A 17,709-nucleotide genomic window follows, 5' to 3' on the forward strand; every position below is an offset into this window, starting at 1 on the left:
AATTTGAGCAGGTCCGGCATTTTAACTCTTTTGGCAGTACAATTTAATTGTATTGTCAAAAGAGTATAAAATGCCGGATCTTTTACTATTTCAAAAAAATAACACTATGTCCTTATTTCACGTTCTTTTTCTCCTGTTTTTGGATATACTAGTAAATAAATGAAGAGAAAACAGGAGCAAGGAATGAAGGATGACAATACCTTTGGAAAAATTCTTATATTAAGCGGCTGTATCATGGCTTTTTTACTGCTGTGTTTTTATGACACTTATAAAAAAAAGGGTGATGATGTCCTGAATAAATTACAGGAGACAATTCAGACAGATTTGGCAAAGCAAAAAGAAGCCCCGGAAACAAATGAGACAAAGACGGCTAAAAAGAAGTCCGATGGAAAAGAAAAAGAAAGTAATCAGCAGGCAGCAGACGAGCAGAAGCAGTCGAAGGAAGAGGAAACGCAGGATGGACAGGCGGCACCCGGGGATACACAGACTGCAGCACCGGAAAATCCCCTCATACGTGTTTTGATTAAGACAGATGATTATGCAGGTGAGTATCATAGTAGTGTTACTCTTCAGTGCAGTTCGGATTATGTGCTGCAATATGGAGAAGCAACAGAAGAACATCCGTCTTCTGAACCGCTGACGATAACTGGCGACAGCCCTTATTTGAGTAACGGGGTATTGAGAATCCAGCCAAAGGGAGAAGACGGTGAGATTACTTTGCCGGGGTTGAAAAGGGGTTATGAAAATCCATCGTACCTGGGGAACTTTGAAATTGTAAAAAGGGATGCAGGGCTTCTTGTTATAAATGAGCTGCCCCTGGAAACTTATCTCTGTTCCGTTGTGCCCAGTGAAATGCCGGCTGCATATCCGCTTGAATCTCTCAAAGTGCAGGCGATCTGTGCCAGAAGCTATGCGCTTAAACAGATGCAGAACGGGCGGGGAGCTGAATTTGATGTAGACGTTGACGATAGTGTCTCCTATCAGGTTTATAATAACCAGAAGCGGGATGAGCGTGCTACAGAGGCCGTAAATGCTACCGCCGGAGAGGTGATGCGTTCCAATGGAGAAATTGTAGATGCGCTTTATTATTCTACATCCTGCGGTGTGAATCTGAGTCAGGATCTGTCTCAGGAAACAGTTTTTGCCTCATTTATGACAACTGATAATCATACGGCGTATGAAGCAACTGAACCCTGGTACCGCTGGAAGGCTGTTTTTACAGTCGATGAGCTTACGCGGCTGGCAAATGCGTGGCAGCCGGGCACTGGGAATGTAACGTCTCTAAGTATCGATTCCAGAGAAACAAACGGGGCAATTGCGAAATTTACCGTTCAGGGAGAGAATCAGAATATTTCGGTAGAGGGAGAGTACACGGTTCGTAAATTGCTGTCCCCTGCCAATATTGCGGTAGTGGAACAGGATGGAAGCGAAGCCACCGGTATGTCACTGCTGCCAAGTGCATTTTTTTATCTGACTCCTAATTATGAAAACGATGCATTAGTAAGCTATACGCTTACAGGCGGTGGATACGGGCATGGAAAAGGAATGAGCCAAAACGGAGCAAGGCATATGGCGGACGCAGGTATGGGATATGAAGAAATATTAAAATATTTTTATGGTGATGTACAGATTGGATAAAAGATTAATATGTCCCTCTAAAAATGCAGAGCCGTTCAAACGTGTGGAGAACGTGCGTGGGTCAAACATGCGGGCTTGCAGTGAGACCAAAAACGTGCTATGATTGGTTCACATAAAAAAGTTAGAGGGGTATTATGAAAGCTATTTGCACTATCATCAGATTTATTTTGAATTTTTTGAGGAAAGCTAAGCGGGACCGTGTGGATGCTTATTCTGCACAGTCTGCTTTTTATGTTATCATGAGTTTTATACCCTTTATCATGCTCCTGCTGACTCTGCTCAAGTATACCCCGCTTACTCCGGACGATGTGGTGGATATGGTAATGGGTGTTTTGCCTGCTTCTTTTCGCGAGGTTCTGGATGGACTGGTGGGCGGTGTCTATACCGGATCTACCGCATTGCTGTCAGGAACGGCTATTGCTGCCGTGTGGGCTGCGGGAAGAGGAGTTATGGCAGTTACAAACGGGTTAAACTCCGTTCAGGGAATTCGTGAGACTAGAAATTATATTTATATGCGTCTGCGTTCCGCATTCTATACAGTGCTCTTTCTGGTTTCTATTGTAGCAGCAATGCTGTTGCTGGTATTTGGAAATCAGGTACATGATCTGATCATCAGATATGTTCCTCTTCTAAAAGAATTCTCCGGATTTATAATCAGCGTCAGAACCATTGCAACAATTACGCTGCTCACGCTGCTATTTATGGCGATGTATAAACTGCTGCCCAACCGTAAGGACAGATTTGCCAACCTTCTACCCGGAGGATTATTTACGGCACTTGCCTGGTCCATTTTTTCTTATGGATTTTCCATTTATTTTGAAATGGCAAAAAGAATGTCATCCATTTACGGAAGTCTGACATCTGCTGTTATGGTAATGCTGTGGCTGTATTTCTGCATGTGGTTTATATTCATTGGTGCTGAAATTAACTGCTATTTAGAAGATAGTTCGAGTTTTGACTTGACAGATTAAGTAAATATGATAAAATAGGTCATAGTAATAGTAAGTGAGCAATATAAAATTTATTAATAATAAAAAGCGATGAAGGTGTCAGTAGAAGATCATTTTCTTACAGAGAGAGGAAGCCGTCGGCTGGAAGCATCCTTAAGTTCAGATGATAAATTCGAATTTCCCACCGGAGCTGCATTTTTGAAATCACAGTAGGAAATGCCGACCATGCGCGTTAAGCATACTTAATTAAGAGCCTGCAGCAGCAGGAATTAGGGTGGTACCACGGAACTCCAAGCTTCGTCCCTTACACCAGGGGGATGAGGCTTTTTTTGCGCGAAAGCAAAGAGGCAAAGGGCGATAGCCCGCGACCGAGCCGTCAGGCGAGGTGGCACGCCGGATGAACGGCTGCCAGCAAGTGAAGGGATGCGAGTAAATAGCCTGCTTGCAGAGCGACTTGCGCAAGGATCCACAAGAACCAGATCAATTGAAAAGGAGAATTAAAATGAAAGACAAATTGCAAGCCATCAAAGAAGAAGCATTGAGTCAGATCCAAACTTCCGATGCACTGGATAAATTAAATGACGTTCGTGTGTCATTCCTGGGTAAGAAGGGTCAGCTGACAGCGGTTTTAAAAGGAATGAAAGATGTAACACCGGAAGAACGTCCACTGGTAGGACAGATGGTGAATGACACCAGAGCTGCTATTGAAAACTTTTTGGAAGAAACAAAAAAGAAGTTAGAAGCTAAGGTTCGGGAAGAAAAATTAAAAAGTGAAGTGATTGACGTTACACTTCCGGCGAAGAAGAATAATGTAGGTCATCGTCATCCAAATACCATTGCTTTAGAAGAAGTGGAACGTATCTTTGTTGGCATGGGATATGAAGTGGTGGAAGGACCGGAGGTAGAGTACGATCTTTACAATTTTGAAAAATTAAATATTCCGGCGAATCATCCGGCTAAGGATGAGCAGGATACTTTTTATGTAAATAAAGACATTGTTTTAAGGACACAGACTTCACCGGTACAGGCGCGTGTAATGGAACAGGGCAAACTTCCTATCCGTATGATTGCACCTGGAAGAGTATTCCGCTCCGATGAAGTAGATGCTACACATTCACCGTCTTTCCATCAGATCGAAGGATTGGTAATTGATAAGAATATTACATTTGCAGATTTAAAAGGAACGCTGGAAGAGTTTGCAAAAGAATTGTTCGGGCCTGAGACGAAGACAAAATTCCGCCCTCATCATTTCCCGTTTACAGAGCCAAGTGCAGAAGTAGATGTGACTTGCTTTAAATGCGGCGGAGAAGGATGCCGTTTCTGTAAAGGTTCCGGATGGATTGAAATTCTGGGCTGTGGAATGGTACATCCTCATGTTTTAGAAATGTGCGGCATTGACCCTGAGGTCTACAGCGGTTTTGCATTTGGTGTGGGACTGGAACGTATTGCTCTTTTGAAATATGAAATTGACGATATGAGATTACTGTATGAAAACGATATTCGTTTCTTAAAACAATTTTAATGGAAATTAAGTAAAGAGAGGAAAACAGAATGAATACATCATTATCATGGATTAAAGCATACGTTCCGGACCTGGAAGCGGATGCACAGGAATATACGGATGCAATGACATTGTCAGGCACCAAGGTAGAAGGATTTGAGAGGCTGGATGAAGATCTGGAAAAAATTATAATCGGACAGATAGAATCTATAGAGAGACATCCGGATGCAGATAAGCTGATTATCTGCCAGGTAAATGTGGGTACGGAAACGGTACAGATCGTAACAGGCGCTCCAAATGTAAAAGAAGGAGATAAGATTCCGGTTGTTCTGGACGGTGGACGCGTAGCGGGCGGACATGACGGCAAGAAGACAAAAGGCGGAGTAAAGATCAAAAACGGAAAACTGCGAGGAATTGAATCCTGCGGTATGATGTGCTCTATTGAAGAACTGGGTTCTACAAGAGAGATGTATCCGGAAGCACCAGAGTATGGTATTTATATTTTTCCGGAGGATGCAAAGGTAGGAGAAAGTGCCATACATGCGCTGGATTTAGACGATGTTGTATTCGAATATGAGATTACATCCAACCGTGTGGACTGCTATAGCGTAATCGGTATTGCCAGAGAAGCGGCTGCGACATTTAATAAAAAGTTTGTACCTCCGGTTGTTGCTAAAACCGGAAATAACGAAGATGTAAATGATTATATCAAAGTGACAGTACAGGATACGGAGCTGTGCCCCCGCTACTGTGCAAGAGTAGTTAAGAATATTAAAATAGCTCCATCACCGAAATGGATGCAGAGACGCCTCGCAGCAAACGGTATCCGTCCAATTAATAACATTGTCGATATTACCAATTATGTTATGGAAGAGTACGGTCAGCCTATGCATGCTTATGACTATGATACCATTGCAAATCATGAAATCATTGTGAGACGTGCAAATGCAGATGAGAAATTTGTTACCCTGGACGGTCAGGAAAGAACGATGGATGAGTCTGTTCTGATGATCTGTGATGGGGAAAAAGCAGTTGGTATTGCCGGAATCATGGGTGGAGAAAATTCTATGATTACGGATGATGTTAAAACAATGCTCTTTGAAGCGGCATGCTTTGATGGAACGAATATCAGACTTTCCAGTAAGAAAGTAGGACTTCGTACGGATGCTTCCGGTAAATTTGAAAAAGGGCTGGATCCAAATAATGCCCAGGCAGCGATAGACCGTGCATGCCAGCTGGTAGAAGAGCTGGGAGCAGGAGAAGTTGTTGGCGGTATGGCTGACGTGTATGGTAAGAAGAAAAATCCGGTTCGTATTGGTTTTGATGCTGATAAGATTAATACGCTGTTAGGAACTGATATTTCAAAAGAAGAAATGCTGGGATATTTTGAGAAAATTGGATTGGAATACGATGCAGCGGCAAACGAGATTATAGCACCTACTTTCCGCCATGATTTGTTCCGCATGGCTGATCTGGCTGAAGAAGTGGCAAGATTTTATGGTTATGACAATATACCGACGACACTTCCAAGAGGAGAAGCAACCACCGGGAAGCTGACCTTTAAGTTGAGAATCGAAGAAGTGGCAAGAGATATTGCAGAATTCTGCGGTTTTTCTCAGGGTATGACGTATTCTTTCGAAAGTCCTAAGGTGTTTGACAAACTGCTCTTGCCGGAAGATTCGGAATATAGAAAGGCAATCCAGATCTCTAATCCTTTGGGGGAAGATTTCAGTATCATGAGAACCATTTCTCTGAATGGGATGCTGACCTCCCTGGCATTTAATTACAATCACAGAAATAAAAATGTTCGTTTGTATGAACTTGGAAATGTATATCTGCCAACAGAACTTCCGCTTAAGGATCTTCCTGATGAGAGAATGCAGTTTACGCTTGGAATGTATGGAGAAGGTGATTTCTATACAATGAAAGGTGTAATTGAAGAGTTCTTTGAGAAAATAGGACTGCATGAGAAGGAAACCTATGATCCCAAGTCCGGCAAACCGTTTTTGCATCCGGGACGTCAGGCAAATATCATTTACAATGGAAAAGTTGTGGGATATTTGGGCGAAGTGCATCCGGAAGTAGCGGATAATTATGATATTGGCGATCGTGTTTATGTTGCAGTGCTGGATATGCCTCTGGTAGTGGAAATGTCTACCTTTGACCGTAAGTTTGAAGGAATTGCCAAATTCCCTGCAGTTAACCGTGACCTTAGTATGGTTGTGCCAAAAGAAATTCTGGCGGGTCAGATTGAAGCTATGATTGCACAGAGAGGCGGCAAAATATTAGAAAGCTACCAGTTATTTGATATTTATGAAGGCTCTCAGATTAAAGAAGGATTTAAATCCATTGCTTACTCTATTACATTCAGGGCTAAAGATAAAACGTTGGAAGAAGCTGAAGTTTCTGCAGCAATGAAGAAAATTTTGAATGGCTTAGAATCCATGGGAATCGAGCTGAGACAGTAGTTATGAAAATTTATATAATGAGGCATGGGGAGACAGACTGGAATACCCAGAAACGTCTCCAGGGCCGCACGGATATCCCGTTAAATGAAAATGGGAGAAAATTGGCAAAGATTACGGCAGAAGCTTTAAAAGAGATACCATTTGATCTGGCTATCAGCAGTCCGCTGGAACGGGCTCTGGAAACAGCCAGAATTGTAATGGGAGAACGCAATGCTCCTATATTAACTGATGAGCGGATTATAGAGATCAGCTTTGGTGTTTTTGAAGGGATGATAAGCGGCAGGGAAAACTATGAGATTCCGGATCCCGAGTTTTCTAACTTCTTTCGGGCACCGGATAAGTATGAACCTCCTTCAGATGGAGAGGATATCCGATCCCTGGGGGAGAGGACAAAAGCATTTATGGACGATATTTTAAATCGTGAGGAGTATCAGGATAAAACAATCCTGATTACAACTCACGGCGGTGCGATGCGGGGATTACTCAACAGCGTGCGTACGTTTGAAATGTCTGATTTCTGGAATGGCGGAGTTCCGAAAAATTGCTGTGTGGCAATTCTGGAATGCCATGATAAAAAGGCAGAAGTGCTGGAAGAAAATAAAATATATTATCAGGTATGAAAAATGCCTGTACCGGAAGGTGCTTTTTGGTTGCATCCGCAACTGTGAAGTTACCCTATGGTACAGGCATTTTCTGTTGTTACTGGAATCCTGTTTCGTATCTTAATATTGGATGAAAATAATGTCGTTTCCGGAAATAATGACAGGGTTTAATTTTTTAATACTTCCGATGGAATCGATTTAAATAAATTAATATTGGGTGTATGGTTGGTAAATGCGGCGAAGAAAAATGCTAACAGAAGCAGAAGGCACAGGCACAATATATTCGAAGTGTGATTTCCCGTTTTTTTGCATGCACTCAAGTACCAACTGCAAAAGTAACAGATCAGAACGCCCAGGACAAATGTCAGAATATCCATGGCCAGGTAGTTTGTTCCGATTATACCGGTGTAAGTATAAAAGAATGCAACGATAAACAACAATCCTGCGAAGCATCCGATTGTTTTGGCGGTGACAAAGGAGGAAAAGTTCTTCCCAATCAAAAAGTATTCAATAAATGTGAGAAACAGAAAAGGAAAGAATAACATTTTCAGGTGTTCCCAGGTGGATTCATTAATCGGGGAAATAAAGGCAATAAGGTAATGGTAGCCGCTCCATTTATATATAAAGTGGAAAAGAGTTCCAAAAACGATAGCCAGCAGGGCAAAGGTAAGCTCATAGTAAAAGTATTGTTTTTTAATTGATTTCATAGTTATACCTCCTGCATACCGCGGGCTCCGCCTGCGATACTGCATTAATAAATAGTTTGATAGGAAGTTTCAAACGTACCTCCAAAAGGGGATTTTAACTTAGTGTATGGGATATTAGAAAAATTATGTAAAAGATTAGAATTAATCCATTGCAATTATATATAAATTTTGATAAAATAATATATAAATAATTTAATTGGACGTTTATATGCGATAAAATCGTGTGAAAGGAAGGGTATATTCGGTTATGAAGGTGAGTATAAAAAGTATTAGCGAGAAGACCGGTTTCTCGCCGGCTACTATTTCCAATGCGCTTAATCATAAAAAAGGTGTGAATGCGCAGACATCAGCAGAAATTTTTCGTGTGGCTAAGGAGATGGGATATATCAGTGAATCCAGTATTCGTAAGATCAAATTTGTCATCTTTAAAAAGAATGGTTTGATTATCGATGATACGCCATTTTTCTCGCTGTTGATTGATGGATTCGAGAAGGAATGCCGGGAGTCAGGGTTTGAGATGGTTATATGCCATTTGAACCAGAAAGATGAAGACTATGAAGAACAGGTGCACTGGATGATTAATGACAGTGCGTCTGCTATTGTATTGCTTGGCACGGAGCTTATGGAAGAGGATGTGAAGATCTTTAAAAGCGCAGGATGTCCGTTTTTAATGCTGGATTATTGGGCTGGAGATATGTCATTTAACGGAGTGCTGATTAATAATGCGGATTCTTCCAGGAAAGCAGTGGAGTATCTGATTCAAAAAGGCCATAAGGAAATCGGTTATCTTAGAGGGAGTTTTCGTATTAAGGCATTTCGTTCCAGAGCGGTAGGCTATGGTACTGCAATGCAAAAAGCAAATCTTCCGGTAAAAAATGAGAATACGGTAACCCTTCCCACTACATTAAATGGAGCATACCAGGAAATGCTGAAGTACCTGCAGAAGAAATCAAAATTACCTACGGCGTATTTTGCGGACAATGATATGATTGCCCTTGGTGCAATGAAAGCGCTTCAGGAAATGGGATACCGGGTACCCGAAGACGTTTCGCTGGTTGGTTTTGATGATCTCCCTTTCAGTGAGATATCATCCCCGGCGCTTACCACCCTTCGCGTACCAAAGCAGGAGATGGGGAAACTTGCAGTGCGCCGGGTAATTGATATGATTAAAAAAGATGATGACCAGGTCAATACAAAGATTCAGGTGTGTACGAAATTTATTGAACGTAATAGTGTTTGCGAACGGTCGTAAAGCACGCTTGTTTGAAAACAGCCGGGGGAAACCCCGGCTCAGACTGCATATAGATCAACTCCATTTGAATTTACCGGGAATAAAAATGTGTTCCTGCCGGGCGCATATCCGGCGTAATGGGAAGCTTAGATTAATGGGAAGTAAAACAGGAATCCGCCGTAATAAAAGGATATCCTGATAGTTTACTTCCCATTTTTTTGTCTTTTTGTATAGTTGTATTATCCTATCAGTAATTATCACAGCGCGCTCTGTTAACTTTCAAATAAAATTTGATTAGCAATTTACTTTAAAGGGTTATACTCTAAAATAAGATTTGTCCCCGCAATAATTATTTAAAAAAGTTTGTAACGAATTTTATACTTGAGAGTCTTATATACGAAAGCGAGGTGAGAAAGTGACAGATTTTAACGAAATATACAAGCTCTATTTCAGGGATGTATATAAATATGTTTTATCCTTAAGCAGAAATGAAGCAATTGCTGAAGAAATAACCCAAGAAACTTTTTTTAAAGCACTAAGAAATATCGACAAATTTGAGGGGAAGTGCAAACTTTATGTTTGGCTATGTCAAATTGCCAAAAACTGTTATTTTACTTCTGTTAAAAATGAACAGAAATCAACAATGTTAAATGAAACACAGGAAACTGCCAATGAAGTAAACATTGAACAGAGTTTATTGACAAAGGAGAGTGCCTTGGAAATCCATAAAGCCCTGCACAGCTTAGAAGAGCCTTATAAGGAGGTTTTTACACTGAGAGTTTTTGGAGAATTATCTTTTCAACAAATAGGCATCTTGTTTGAGAAAACGGAAAGTTGGGCCAGAGTCACTTACCATCGAGCCAAAACAAAATTAAAGGAGAGACTATAATATGAGTATAAATTGTGAAGTTGTCAAAGATTTACTGCCGCTGTATCACGATAATGTATGCAGTGAAGACAGCCGTAAGTTAATTGAGGAGCACTTATCCACCTGCTTAAAGTGCACAGAAGAGCTAAAGCAAATAAATGAAGAAATTTTGACAGTAAGTCATACGGAGGATATAAGCCTGATAAGTAATATTTCAAAAAAATGGAAGCGAGACATATTATCTGCTTTTTTACTGGGTACCTTAATGCTTTCGATTCTGGCAAGCATTGGCTGTACAGCAGCATTTATGGCAATAGGAAGCTATGTTACGGCAGAGGGTGTATTAGTGGAACCCTTTGCATTAATTCCAATTGCATATTTTTTTGCATTTACTGCGATACTGTCTGCAATCGGCTTAGCTGTCACTTATCTTGTGAAGCACAATAAAAAGAAGAGGGAGATAAAGAAATGAAAAAAGCTTTTAAAGTAATTGGAATTATAGTTGCCGTAATAATCAGCATTGTTATAATACTGGCTGTTCTCCTGCTGATCAAGGGTCCAAGTGATGTTATTGTTTTAACGGAAGAAGAATTGAATGCGCAGAATTCCGAGCAAATTGAATTATTTTCGAACATAGAAATATCCGGTTTTAACACGGCAACGCTAACCGGTGAAACCGTATCTTCCGACATTTTTAAAGATTATGAAATTACAATGATAAACCTGTGGACAACGGATTGCAGCCCCTGTATTGCTGAAATGCCCGATATTGCAAAGTTGTATAATGCAAAACCAAATGGCAGCAATATTATTTCAATTTGTGTCGATACTGTGAATCTTAAAAAAGATATAGACAAAAAAGCAGTTAAATTCGCGACCCGAATTATGAGTGATGCAGGTGTGAATTTTATGACACTTATTCCTGACCAAGTGCTTCAAGAGGAGCTAACAGACCGGACGAATATTTTTCCGACAACTATTTTTGTAGACAGTAAGGGCAAGGTGGTCGGAGAGCCTCATTTTGGAGGTACATCAGAAGATGATTACAGAGAAGCGATTCTAGATAGAATTGCTCTTGTTTCGAATAAAACAGAGCAGAAATGAAAGGTGTTAATATGAAACTCACACGTCTTATTTACTTTAAATTTTATATTCTGGTAGCATCACTGGTGATGATAGGAATTGGTTTTATGCGGGAGGAACAATTCACGGTTCTAAAAAAAGCAGTCAACATTTGTCTTGAGTGCATAGGGATAGGCTGATGAATCAAATGAAAAACAAAAGACATATCATTCAGCTGATCTCTGCCATTTTTACAAATGGGTATTTGGCTGGGTACACCAAGGGAAAAATATTCACGGGAAACACAAAGCTGTTTTGTGTGCCGGTACTTAATTGTTATTCCTGCCCAGGCGCACTGGGTTCTTGTCCGATAGGGGCACTGCAGGCGGTATTGGGAGATCACAACTATAATTTTTCCTTTTATGTTTTCGGGATTATTATGCTGTTTGGTGTTTTACTCGGGCGCTTTATCTGTGGATTTTTATGCCCTTTTGGGTTTATGCAAGACTTGCTTTACAAAATTAAAACCCCGAAGCTAAAAATACCAGGCAAGGTCGATAAACTCCTGCGGTATCTAAAATATATTATTTTACTCGTTTTCGTAATTGCTTTGCCGATTATTATTACAAATCAATATGGAATGGGAAATCCATTTTTTTGCAAACTGATTTGCCCCGCCGGAACATTAGGCGGCGGTATCCCGTTAATGGCAATTAATGAAGAATTAAAAAACACTATAGGGTTATTGTTTTATTGGAAATTAGGCATATTGATTGGGATCTTGCTATCTTGCATTTTTGTTTATCGCCCCTTTTGCAAGTACCTTTGTCCATTGGGAGCACTGTATGCCTTATTCAATAAATTCAGTTTTTATCAGCTTGCCATTGATAAGACAAAGTGCACTAACTGTAAGCTGTGCGTGAAAAACTGCAAAATGAATGTGGAAGTTACAAAAGATATCAATAGTAAAGAGTGCATCCGCTGCGGCGAGTGTAAAAGCATCTGCCCACATATGGCGATTAGTTCCCGTTTCAGCAGATAGTCACTGTTTGGCATTCGCTGCAGCACGTTTCGGAGTGCCGGCAAAAAGCCGGGCGCGCCTGGCTTTTTTAATCTTGTAGAGCAGGCACTGGAGGCTTTTGGGTCATGGATCGATCAACGGAAGTCAACCCGGAAGGATAAAGCTGTCACATATAAATTACTCCAACTCACAAAGGGTCGGAGTAATTTTATTTTATGCCGTGTCATTATTTGGTAATTGCAATGTAACAAAACAAATCAAATTGCAAAAATTTAAATGTTTGTAAAAATAAATTCAAGAGTTCAAAATGTAGTTTTATATAAATATTTATGTAAATATATATAATCTTTATATTTTAATCAATATTAATGTAAGAAATGCACAAAATACAACAAGTAACATTGTCAAAATATACAGAATAACGATAATTTACTTGAATAAATTTAAATATTATGGTAATATTGGTTTAAATCAAATTTAAATAAATTTAAGAGATGACAAGAAAAGACTTGAATATTTAAAGAATGATTTAAATTATTCAAAAAAATATCTTATTCAGGAGGATTTCATTATGAAGAGTAAAAAGATTATATCATTATTATTGGTATCAGCTATGCTGGCTGCAACGGTTCTGAGTGGATGTTCCGGCGGAGGTTCAGGGGCTGGGACAGATGCCGGGACGGAAGCGGGAACTGCAAAAGGAAGTGAAGCAAAGCAAAACGGTGCGTCTTCGGGAGATTCCACAGAAGTGACATTCTGGACATTAAATACCAGGCAGAATGCAGTGGACCCAATTGTGGAAGAATTTAATGCAGCACATGACGATATGAAAGTTACCGTTGCTTATTATGATACCGATGGTATTAAGGATGCATGTAAGGTTGCGGCCTCTTCTAAAACACTTCCGAATATGTGGTTCAACTGGGGCGGAAGCCTGGGCGGATTCTATGCGGAAAACGGACTTACATATGATATGACGGAATATGCAAGGGAACATAAATGGAACGAAACATTCAGTGAAGGAGCGTTGACGCTGTGCGAACTTGGCGGACAGCTTTCCGGTTATCCAACCAGCTACAATGTACTTGACGTTTATTATCGAAAAGATATTTTTGAAAAATACAATATTGCAGTACCCTCTACCTTTGAAGAGTTTGAGCAGGCATGTGCGGTATTAAAGGAAAATGGAATTACACCCATTTCCACAGCGGGACTAAACGGATGGCATGTAATGCGTTTTGTTGAACTTTTAATTGAACACTATGCCGGGGCTGAGGAACATGATAAGATGAATACCTTTGAAAGCAGTTATGATAATGATGCTACGGTACAGGCACTGACAAAATATAAAGAATTCTGTGATAAGGGTTATTTTCCGGAAGGATTTGTTACAGCAGACCCCAATGATACCCAGATGGCAGTATTTTCAGGAACAGCCGCAATGGATATTCAGGGACAGTGGTACGATGGAAAAATCGTACAGGAAGAACAGGATATTAATCTGTACGGAACATTCCCGTTCCCTTCAGGCGGAACAAACAGATTATCGGCATTTGTGGAGATGACACAGTTTAATGCAGACAATACGGATGCTCAGTTAAATGCTTGTGTGGAATTTATGGATTATTATTACAGCAAAGAAAATACAGACAAGTATGCAGAGTATTATAATCTGCCGCTTCCAAAAGCAGATGCAGAAATGCCGGAAGGGCAGCCCAATGTTCCGATTATGCTGGAAACAGCGGAAAAGAATGGTACCTTTACGATTACCGATCAGGCTTTCCCGACAGAAATTGCAGATGCCCTGTTTGATGTGCAGGACGGAATAGCAAACGGGCAGACCTCACCGGAGGATGGAGCAAAGAAGATCCAGGAAGCGATTGACGCTTACAATAATAAGTAAGTTCCCATGATTCTGTACCGGCGGGTGAATTGCTTTGCCTGCCGGATAACAATAGATTGGAGTGAAACCATGAAGAAAAAAACTAAAATAGACTGGGGTGCATATGCATTTATGATTCCGGCAGGGATTATCTATCTCTCCGTAATTGTTGCGCCAGTGTGTTATTCCTTTTTTATAAGCCTGTTCAAATGGAATGGAATCGGCGATATGGAATTTGTAGGGGCAAAAAATTACATACAGTTATTTACTAATGACCCGATTTTTATAACCGCTATTAAAAATAATCTGATTTGGATTGTGCTGACTGTTTTTGTTACGATGACGGTAGCACTGGCCTTTGCAGTAATATTGAATAAGAAATTTAAGGGGCGCACATTTTTTCGTGGATTCTTTTATTTTCCATGTGTAATCGCTCCAATCGCTGTATCGATTATCTGGAGATGGATTTATAACCCTAATATCGGATTTATTAATCAATTCTGCCAGGCACTTGGAATTAATTTTTCCCAGAGCTGGATATCAGATCCGAATGTTAGCTTATATGCAATTTTTGCGGCATCTTTATGGCAGGCAATCGGTCAGCCTATGATTCTGTTTCTCGCGGGACTTCAGGCAGTATCAATTGATGTACTGGAGGCAGCAACGATTGATGGGGCATCCGGCATTAAGAAATTTTTCTTTATTACCGTACCGCTTCTGAAAGAGACATTTGTAATCGTCATAGCGACTCTGGTAGTGGCAGCCATGAAAGTATTTGATGTGGTGCAGGGACTTACCGGCGGTGGGCCAAATAACTCCACACAGATGCTGTCTACCTATATGTATTCTCAGACTTTCCAGTACAATAATGTAGGTATGGGAACGACGGTAGCGTGTATTATGGTTATCATCATGCTGGTTGTAATTGTGCCGTATGTTGTATTTACGGCGAAAGAAGATTAGGAGGCTGTTATGGACGGAAAACAGATGAAAATTTCAAAAAAAGTGATCCTGTATGTCATATTGGCGGTACTGGCGCTGATCTGGATTGTTCCTATGCTCACCCTGTTTCTGACAGCGATCAAAGGAAAAAAAGATTTCTACAGCGGACTCAGCCTGTTCAGCGTTCCGGCAGAGATTGCCTGGGATAACTTTACCAATGCAATTACCAAAGGAAGACTGCTTACTTACATGAAAAACGACCTGATTGTTTCCGGTCTGAAGGTGCCCATTGGAATTGTTATTGAAGCTCTGGCTGCTTTTGCACTAACCAGGCTGAATATCAAACATAAAACCGGATGGTTTGTGTTTTTCCTGGTGGGAATGATGCTTCCCATGCAGACAGCACTGGTTCCGATCAATATTATCTACAGTAAATTAAATCTTTTAAATTCTTATTTCGGTTTATTTTATGTATATGTTGGTTTTGGAATTTCTTACGGCATTTTGATACTCAGAGGATTTTTTAAAGGGATACCAAAGGATATCGATGAGGCGGCTTATATCGATGGCTGTACCAGGTGGCAGATGTTCTGGCGGATATTACTTCCCATTGCAAAACCGGCAGTGGCGACGCTTATTATAACGGATTTTCTGGCAACCTGGAATGAATACCTTTTAGCAAGCGTTATTATAAATGATAATATGAAGAAGACGGTTCCGGTAGGTATTATGACTTTTGTTGGGGAACATGGTACGGATTATGGTTATCTCTGTGCCGGCGTACTCTTATCGGTGATACCGGTATTGGCAGTCTATCTGATTTTCCAGCGCTATTTTGTAGAAGGTATGGCAGGAGCTGTGAAATCGTGATGTTTCATAAAAAGGGATAGGAAATGGCAGTCAGACAGAGCTGTCTGCCGGGAAAGCGAGGATATAGACATGAAATTACGCAGCTATGAGAAACAAATTGAAAAGTGGGATATACTGGAGATTGCCTGCGAAGGACCGGATGATGGAAATCCTTTTGTGGATTATCAGATCCGGGGTGTATTTGAAAGTAAGAATGAAGTAAAAAGCATAGATGGGTTCTATGACGGAAATGGGATTTACAAAATACGGTTTATGCCATCTTTTGAGGAGAATTATACATTTGAGATTATAGGAAATTTTAGCGATGAGACAGTAAAAGGGGAATTTATTGTAACGGCTCCATCCAGGGATAACCATGGACCGGTGCATGTGGCTAATACATATCATTTTGCTTATGAAGACGGAACCCCATATTATTCCATCGGAACTACCTGTTATGTATGGGAACTGCAGTCTGAAGAGTTACAGGACAAAACACTGGAGACCTTGAAGAACAGTGCATTTAATAAAATCCGGTTTTGCATTTTTCCAAAGCATTATGACTATAACCTGACAGAACCAAGATCTTATCCGTATGTGGGAACCCCTTGTGACAGCTCGGTGCTCACCAAGGAAAACTTTATGGAATACAATGGGTCGGCAGAGGGCAATGACTGGGATTTTGAACGGTTTAACACAGAGCATTTCCAGCATATCGAAAAGTGCATCGGGCAGCTTCGTGATCTGGGAATTGAAGCGGATCTCATTGTGATGCACCCATATGACCGATGGGGATTTAGCATGATGAATGAAAAATGTGATGATCTGTATTGGAAATATGTAATTGCCCGCTTTGCAGCTTATCGAAATGTGTGGTGGTCCCTGGCAAATGAATACGATCTGATGCCTCAAAAATCCATAGCGGACTGGGAGCGTTATGCGAAGATCATCTGTGATTTTGACCCATATGCCCATCTGCGTTCCATCCATAACTGCAAACCTTTTTACGACCACTCCAGACCATGGATTACCCATTGCAGTATCCAGCGGCAGGATGTCTATAAATCTGCTGAACTGGTAACGGAGTGGAGAGAGCGGTATAAGAAACCGATTGTGCTGGATGAAATCGCCTATGAAGGGAATATTCAGCATGGATGGGGAAATATCAGTGGAAGGGAACTTACCAGGAGATTTTGGGAGGCATCCCTTCGCGGCGGCTATGCAGGACATGGAGAAACTTATATGCATCCCCAGGATATTCTCTGGTGGTCCCACGGCGGTGAACTTCACGGAGACAGCCCGGAAAGGTTCAAATTCCTCTATCGAATATTAAGTGAAACACCGGGTATGGGGCTGATGCCAATACAAAGAGGATGGGATGAAATATGTGCAACGGCTGAATCCACCACAGCAGCAGGCAAACCGGTACAGGATTATTATTTGTGCTATTATGGATTCAATCGTCCTGCTTTTCGGGAGTTTTATTTTGATGAAGAGAGCAGATTTGAAGTGGAAGTGATCGATACCTGGGAAATGACAATAGAAAAGAAAGGCGTGGCATCCGGGAAGTTTAAAGTGGAACTGCCAGGGAAGGAATACATGGCAGTGCGGCTTCGGCGTGTATGAAAAAAGAAAAGCAGAAATTTTTATAAATGATATAGGTAAGATTGGGCGTGACGGGAGTCGTGCCCTTTTTGCTGTGGATAAAAGCTAAATATAAGAGTTACGGAATTTTATATAAATAATAATTCAGTTCGTTTATATAAAAAATTATAGTAAAATTTATATGAATATTTATAGCGATTCATCATATTTGATGTAAAAAGCGTATTACTACTAATATAAAAGATGTTTTTCACAAATTAAGTACAGCAAAATTAGAGGAAAACAACAAAAATTAAATATAAGAATAAAATTTTATATAAAAATACTTGAATTATTTACATAAACGTTTATAATATAAGTATAGAAAAAGATAGATACAAAGT

Annotated in this window: 16 protein-coding genes and 1 other annotated feature; of the genes, 15 read left to right on the plus strand and 1 reads right to left on the minus strand. The window is 40.5% G+C overall.

Features of this window, described 5'->3' with window-relative positions; translation table 11 throughout:
* Window positions 1–183 precede the first annotated feature (183 nt).
* The 5 genes from RHS_RS10595 to RHS_RS10615 all read left to right on the plus strand — a co-directional run bounded on the left by RHS_RS10595 (window position 184) and on the right by RHS_RS10615 (window position 7,177).
* Window positions 184–1,638, plus strand: coding sequence for a SpoIID/LytB domain-containing protein (locus RHS_RS10595; RefSeq protein ID WP_394910213.1), 1,455 nt, complete (start codon window positions 184–186; stop codon window positions 1,636–1,638).
* 134 nt (window positions 1,639–1,772) lie between these two features.
* Window positions 1,773–2,609: a YihY/virulence factor BrkB family protein gene (locus tag RHS_RS10600; RefSeq protein WP_027294599.1), complete on the plus strand. Its 837-nt coding sequence runs from the start codon at window positions 1,773–1,775 to the stop codon at window positions 2,607–2,609.
* Window positions 2,610–2,669: 60 nt separating this feature from the next.
* Window positions 2,670–2,896 (plus strand) — a binding site (T-box leader).
* A 194-nt stretch (window positions 2,897–3,090) separates the two neighbouring features.
* Window positions 3,091–4,110: a phenylalanine--tRNA ligase subunit alpha gene (gene pheS / locus RHS_RS10605; protein WP_047833152.1), complete on the plus strand. Its 1,020-nt coding sequence runs from the start codon at window positions 3,091–3,093 to the stop codon at window positions 4,108–4,110.
* A gap of 29 nt (window positions 4,111–4,139) precedes the next feature.
* Window positions 4,140–6,557, plus strand: coding sequence for a phenylalanine--tRNA ligase subunit beta (gene pheT / locus RHS_RS10610; protein ID WP_047833153.1), 2,418 nt, complete (start codon window positions 4,140–4,142; stop codon window positions 6,555–6,557).
* Window positions 6,558–6,559: 2 nt separating this feature from the next.
* On the plus strand, window positions 6,560–7,177 hold the full coding sequence (locus tag RHS_RS10615) for a histidine phosphatase family protein (protein ID WP_047833154.1): 618 nt from the start codon (window positions 6,560–6,562) through the stop codon (window positions 7,175–7,177).
* Window positions 7,178–7,326: 149 nt separating this feature from the next.
* On the opposite strand, the gene RHS_RS10620 is transcribed toward RHS_RS10615, so the two are convergent.
* On the minus strand, window positions 7,327–7,866 hold the full coding sequence (locus RHS_RS10620) for a DUF6512 family protein (protein WP_052377836.1): 540 nt from the start codon (window positions 7,864–7,866) through the stop codon (window positions 7,327–7,329).
* A gap of 247 nt (window positions 7,867–8,113) precedes the next feature.
* Here RHS_RS10620 and RHS_RS10625 point away from each other — a divergent pair, with 247 nt between their 5' ends.
* The 10 genes from RHS_RS10625 (at window position 8,114) to RHS_RS10665 (ending at window position 17,347) form a co-directional block, all read left to right on the plus strand.
* Entirely contained in the window at window positions 8,114–9,118 is a 1,005-nt protein-coding gene (locus RHS_RS10625; RefSeq protein WP_044295058.1) for a LacI family DNA-binding transcriptional regulator, read from the plus strand.
* Between the two features lie 394 nt (window positions 9,119–9,512).
* Window positions 9,513–9,986 carry an RNA polymerase sigma factor gene (locus RHS_RS10630; RefSeq protein WP_044295059.1) on the plus strand — a complete coding sequence of 158 codons (474 nt, stop codon included), beginning with the start codon at window positions 9,513–9,515 and terminating at the stop codon, window positions 9,984–9,986.
* 1 nt (window position 9,987) lies between these two features.
* Window positions 9,988–10,437: a DUF3955 domain-containing protein gene (locus RHS_RS10635; RefSeq protein ID WP_047833155.1), complete on the plus strand. Its 450-nt coding sequence runs from the start codon at window positions 9,988–9,990 to the stop codon at window positions 10,435–10,437.
* Window positions 10,434–11,069, plus strand: coding sequence for a TlpA disulfide reductase family protein (locus RHS_RS10640; RefSeq protein ID WP_047833156.1), 636 nt, complete (start codon window positions 10,434–10,436; stop codon window positions 11,067–11,069). Before RHS_RS10635 ends, RHS_RS10640 begins: the two co-directional genes overlap by 4 nt.
* Window positions 11,070–11,155: 86 nt before the next feature.
* Window positions 11,156–11,227 carry a CD1871A family CXXC motif-containing protein gene (locus tag RHS_RS30780; RefSeq protein WP_334291784.1) on the plus strand — a complete coding sequence of 24 codons (72 nt, stop codon included), beginning with the start codon at window positions 11,156–11,158 and terminating at the stop codon, window positions 11,225–11,227.
* Window positions 11,228–11,235: 8 nt separating this feature from the next.
* Window positions 11,236–12,069, plus strand: a complete 834-nt coding sequence (locus RHS_RS10645; RefSeq protein ID WP_395022024.1) for a 4Fe-4S binding protein — start codon at window positions 11,236–11,238, stop codon at window positions 12,067–12,069.
* Window positions 12,070–12,619: 550 nt separating this feature from the next.
* Window positions 12,620–13,951: an ABC transporter substrate-binding protein gene (locus RHS_RS10650; protein ID WP_047833158.1), complete on the plus strand. Its 1,332-nt coding sequence runs from the start codon at window positions 12,620–12,622 to the stop codon at window positions 13,949–13,951.
* Window positions 13,952–14,020: 69 nt separating this feature from the next.
* Window positions 14,021–14,893, plus strand: a complete 873-nt coding sequence (locus tag RHS_RS10655; RefSeq protein ID WP_027294590.1) for a carbohydrate ABC transporter permease — start codon at window positions 14,021–14,023, stop codon at window positions 14,891–14,893.
* 9 nt (window positions 14,894–14,902) lie between these two features.
* Window positions 14,903–15,742 (plus strand): carbohydrate ABC transporter permease, encoded by an 840-nt coding sequence (locus RHS_RS10660; protein WP_047833159.1) that lies wholly within the window; start codon window positions 14,903–14,905, stop codon window positions 15,740–15,742.
* 69 nt (window positions 15,743–15,811) lie between these two features.
* Window positions 15,812–17,347 (plus strand): DUF5605 domain-containing protein, encoded by a 1,536-nt coding sequence (locus tag RHS_RS10665; protein WP_047833160.1) that lies wholly within the window; start codon window positions 15,812–15,814, stop codon window positions 17,345–17,347.
* The last annotated feature ends 362 nt before the right edge of the window (window positions 17,348–17,709 follow it).

Source organism: Robinsoniella sp. RHS, from assembly GCF_001029355.1.
GTDB lineage: Bacteria > Bacillota > Clostridia > Lachnospirales > Lachnospiraceae > Robinsoniella > Robinsoniella peoriensis.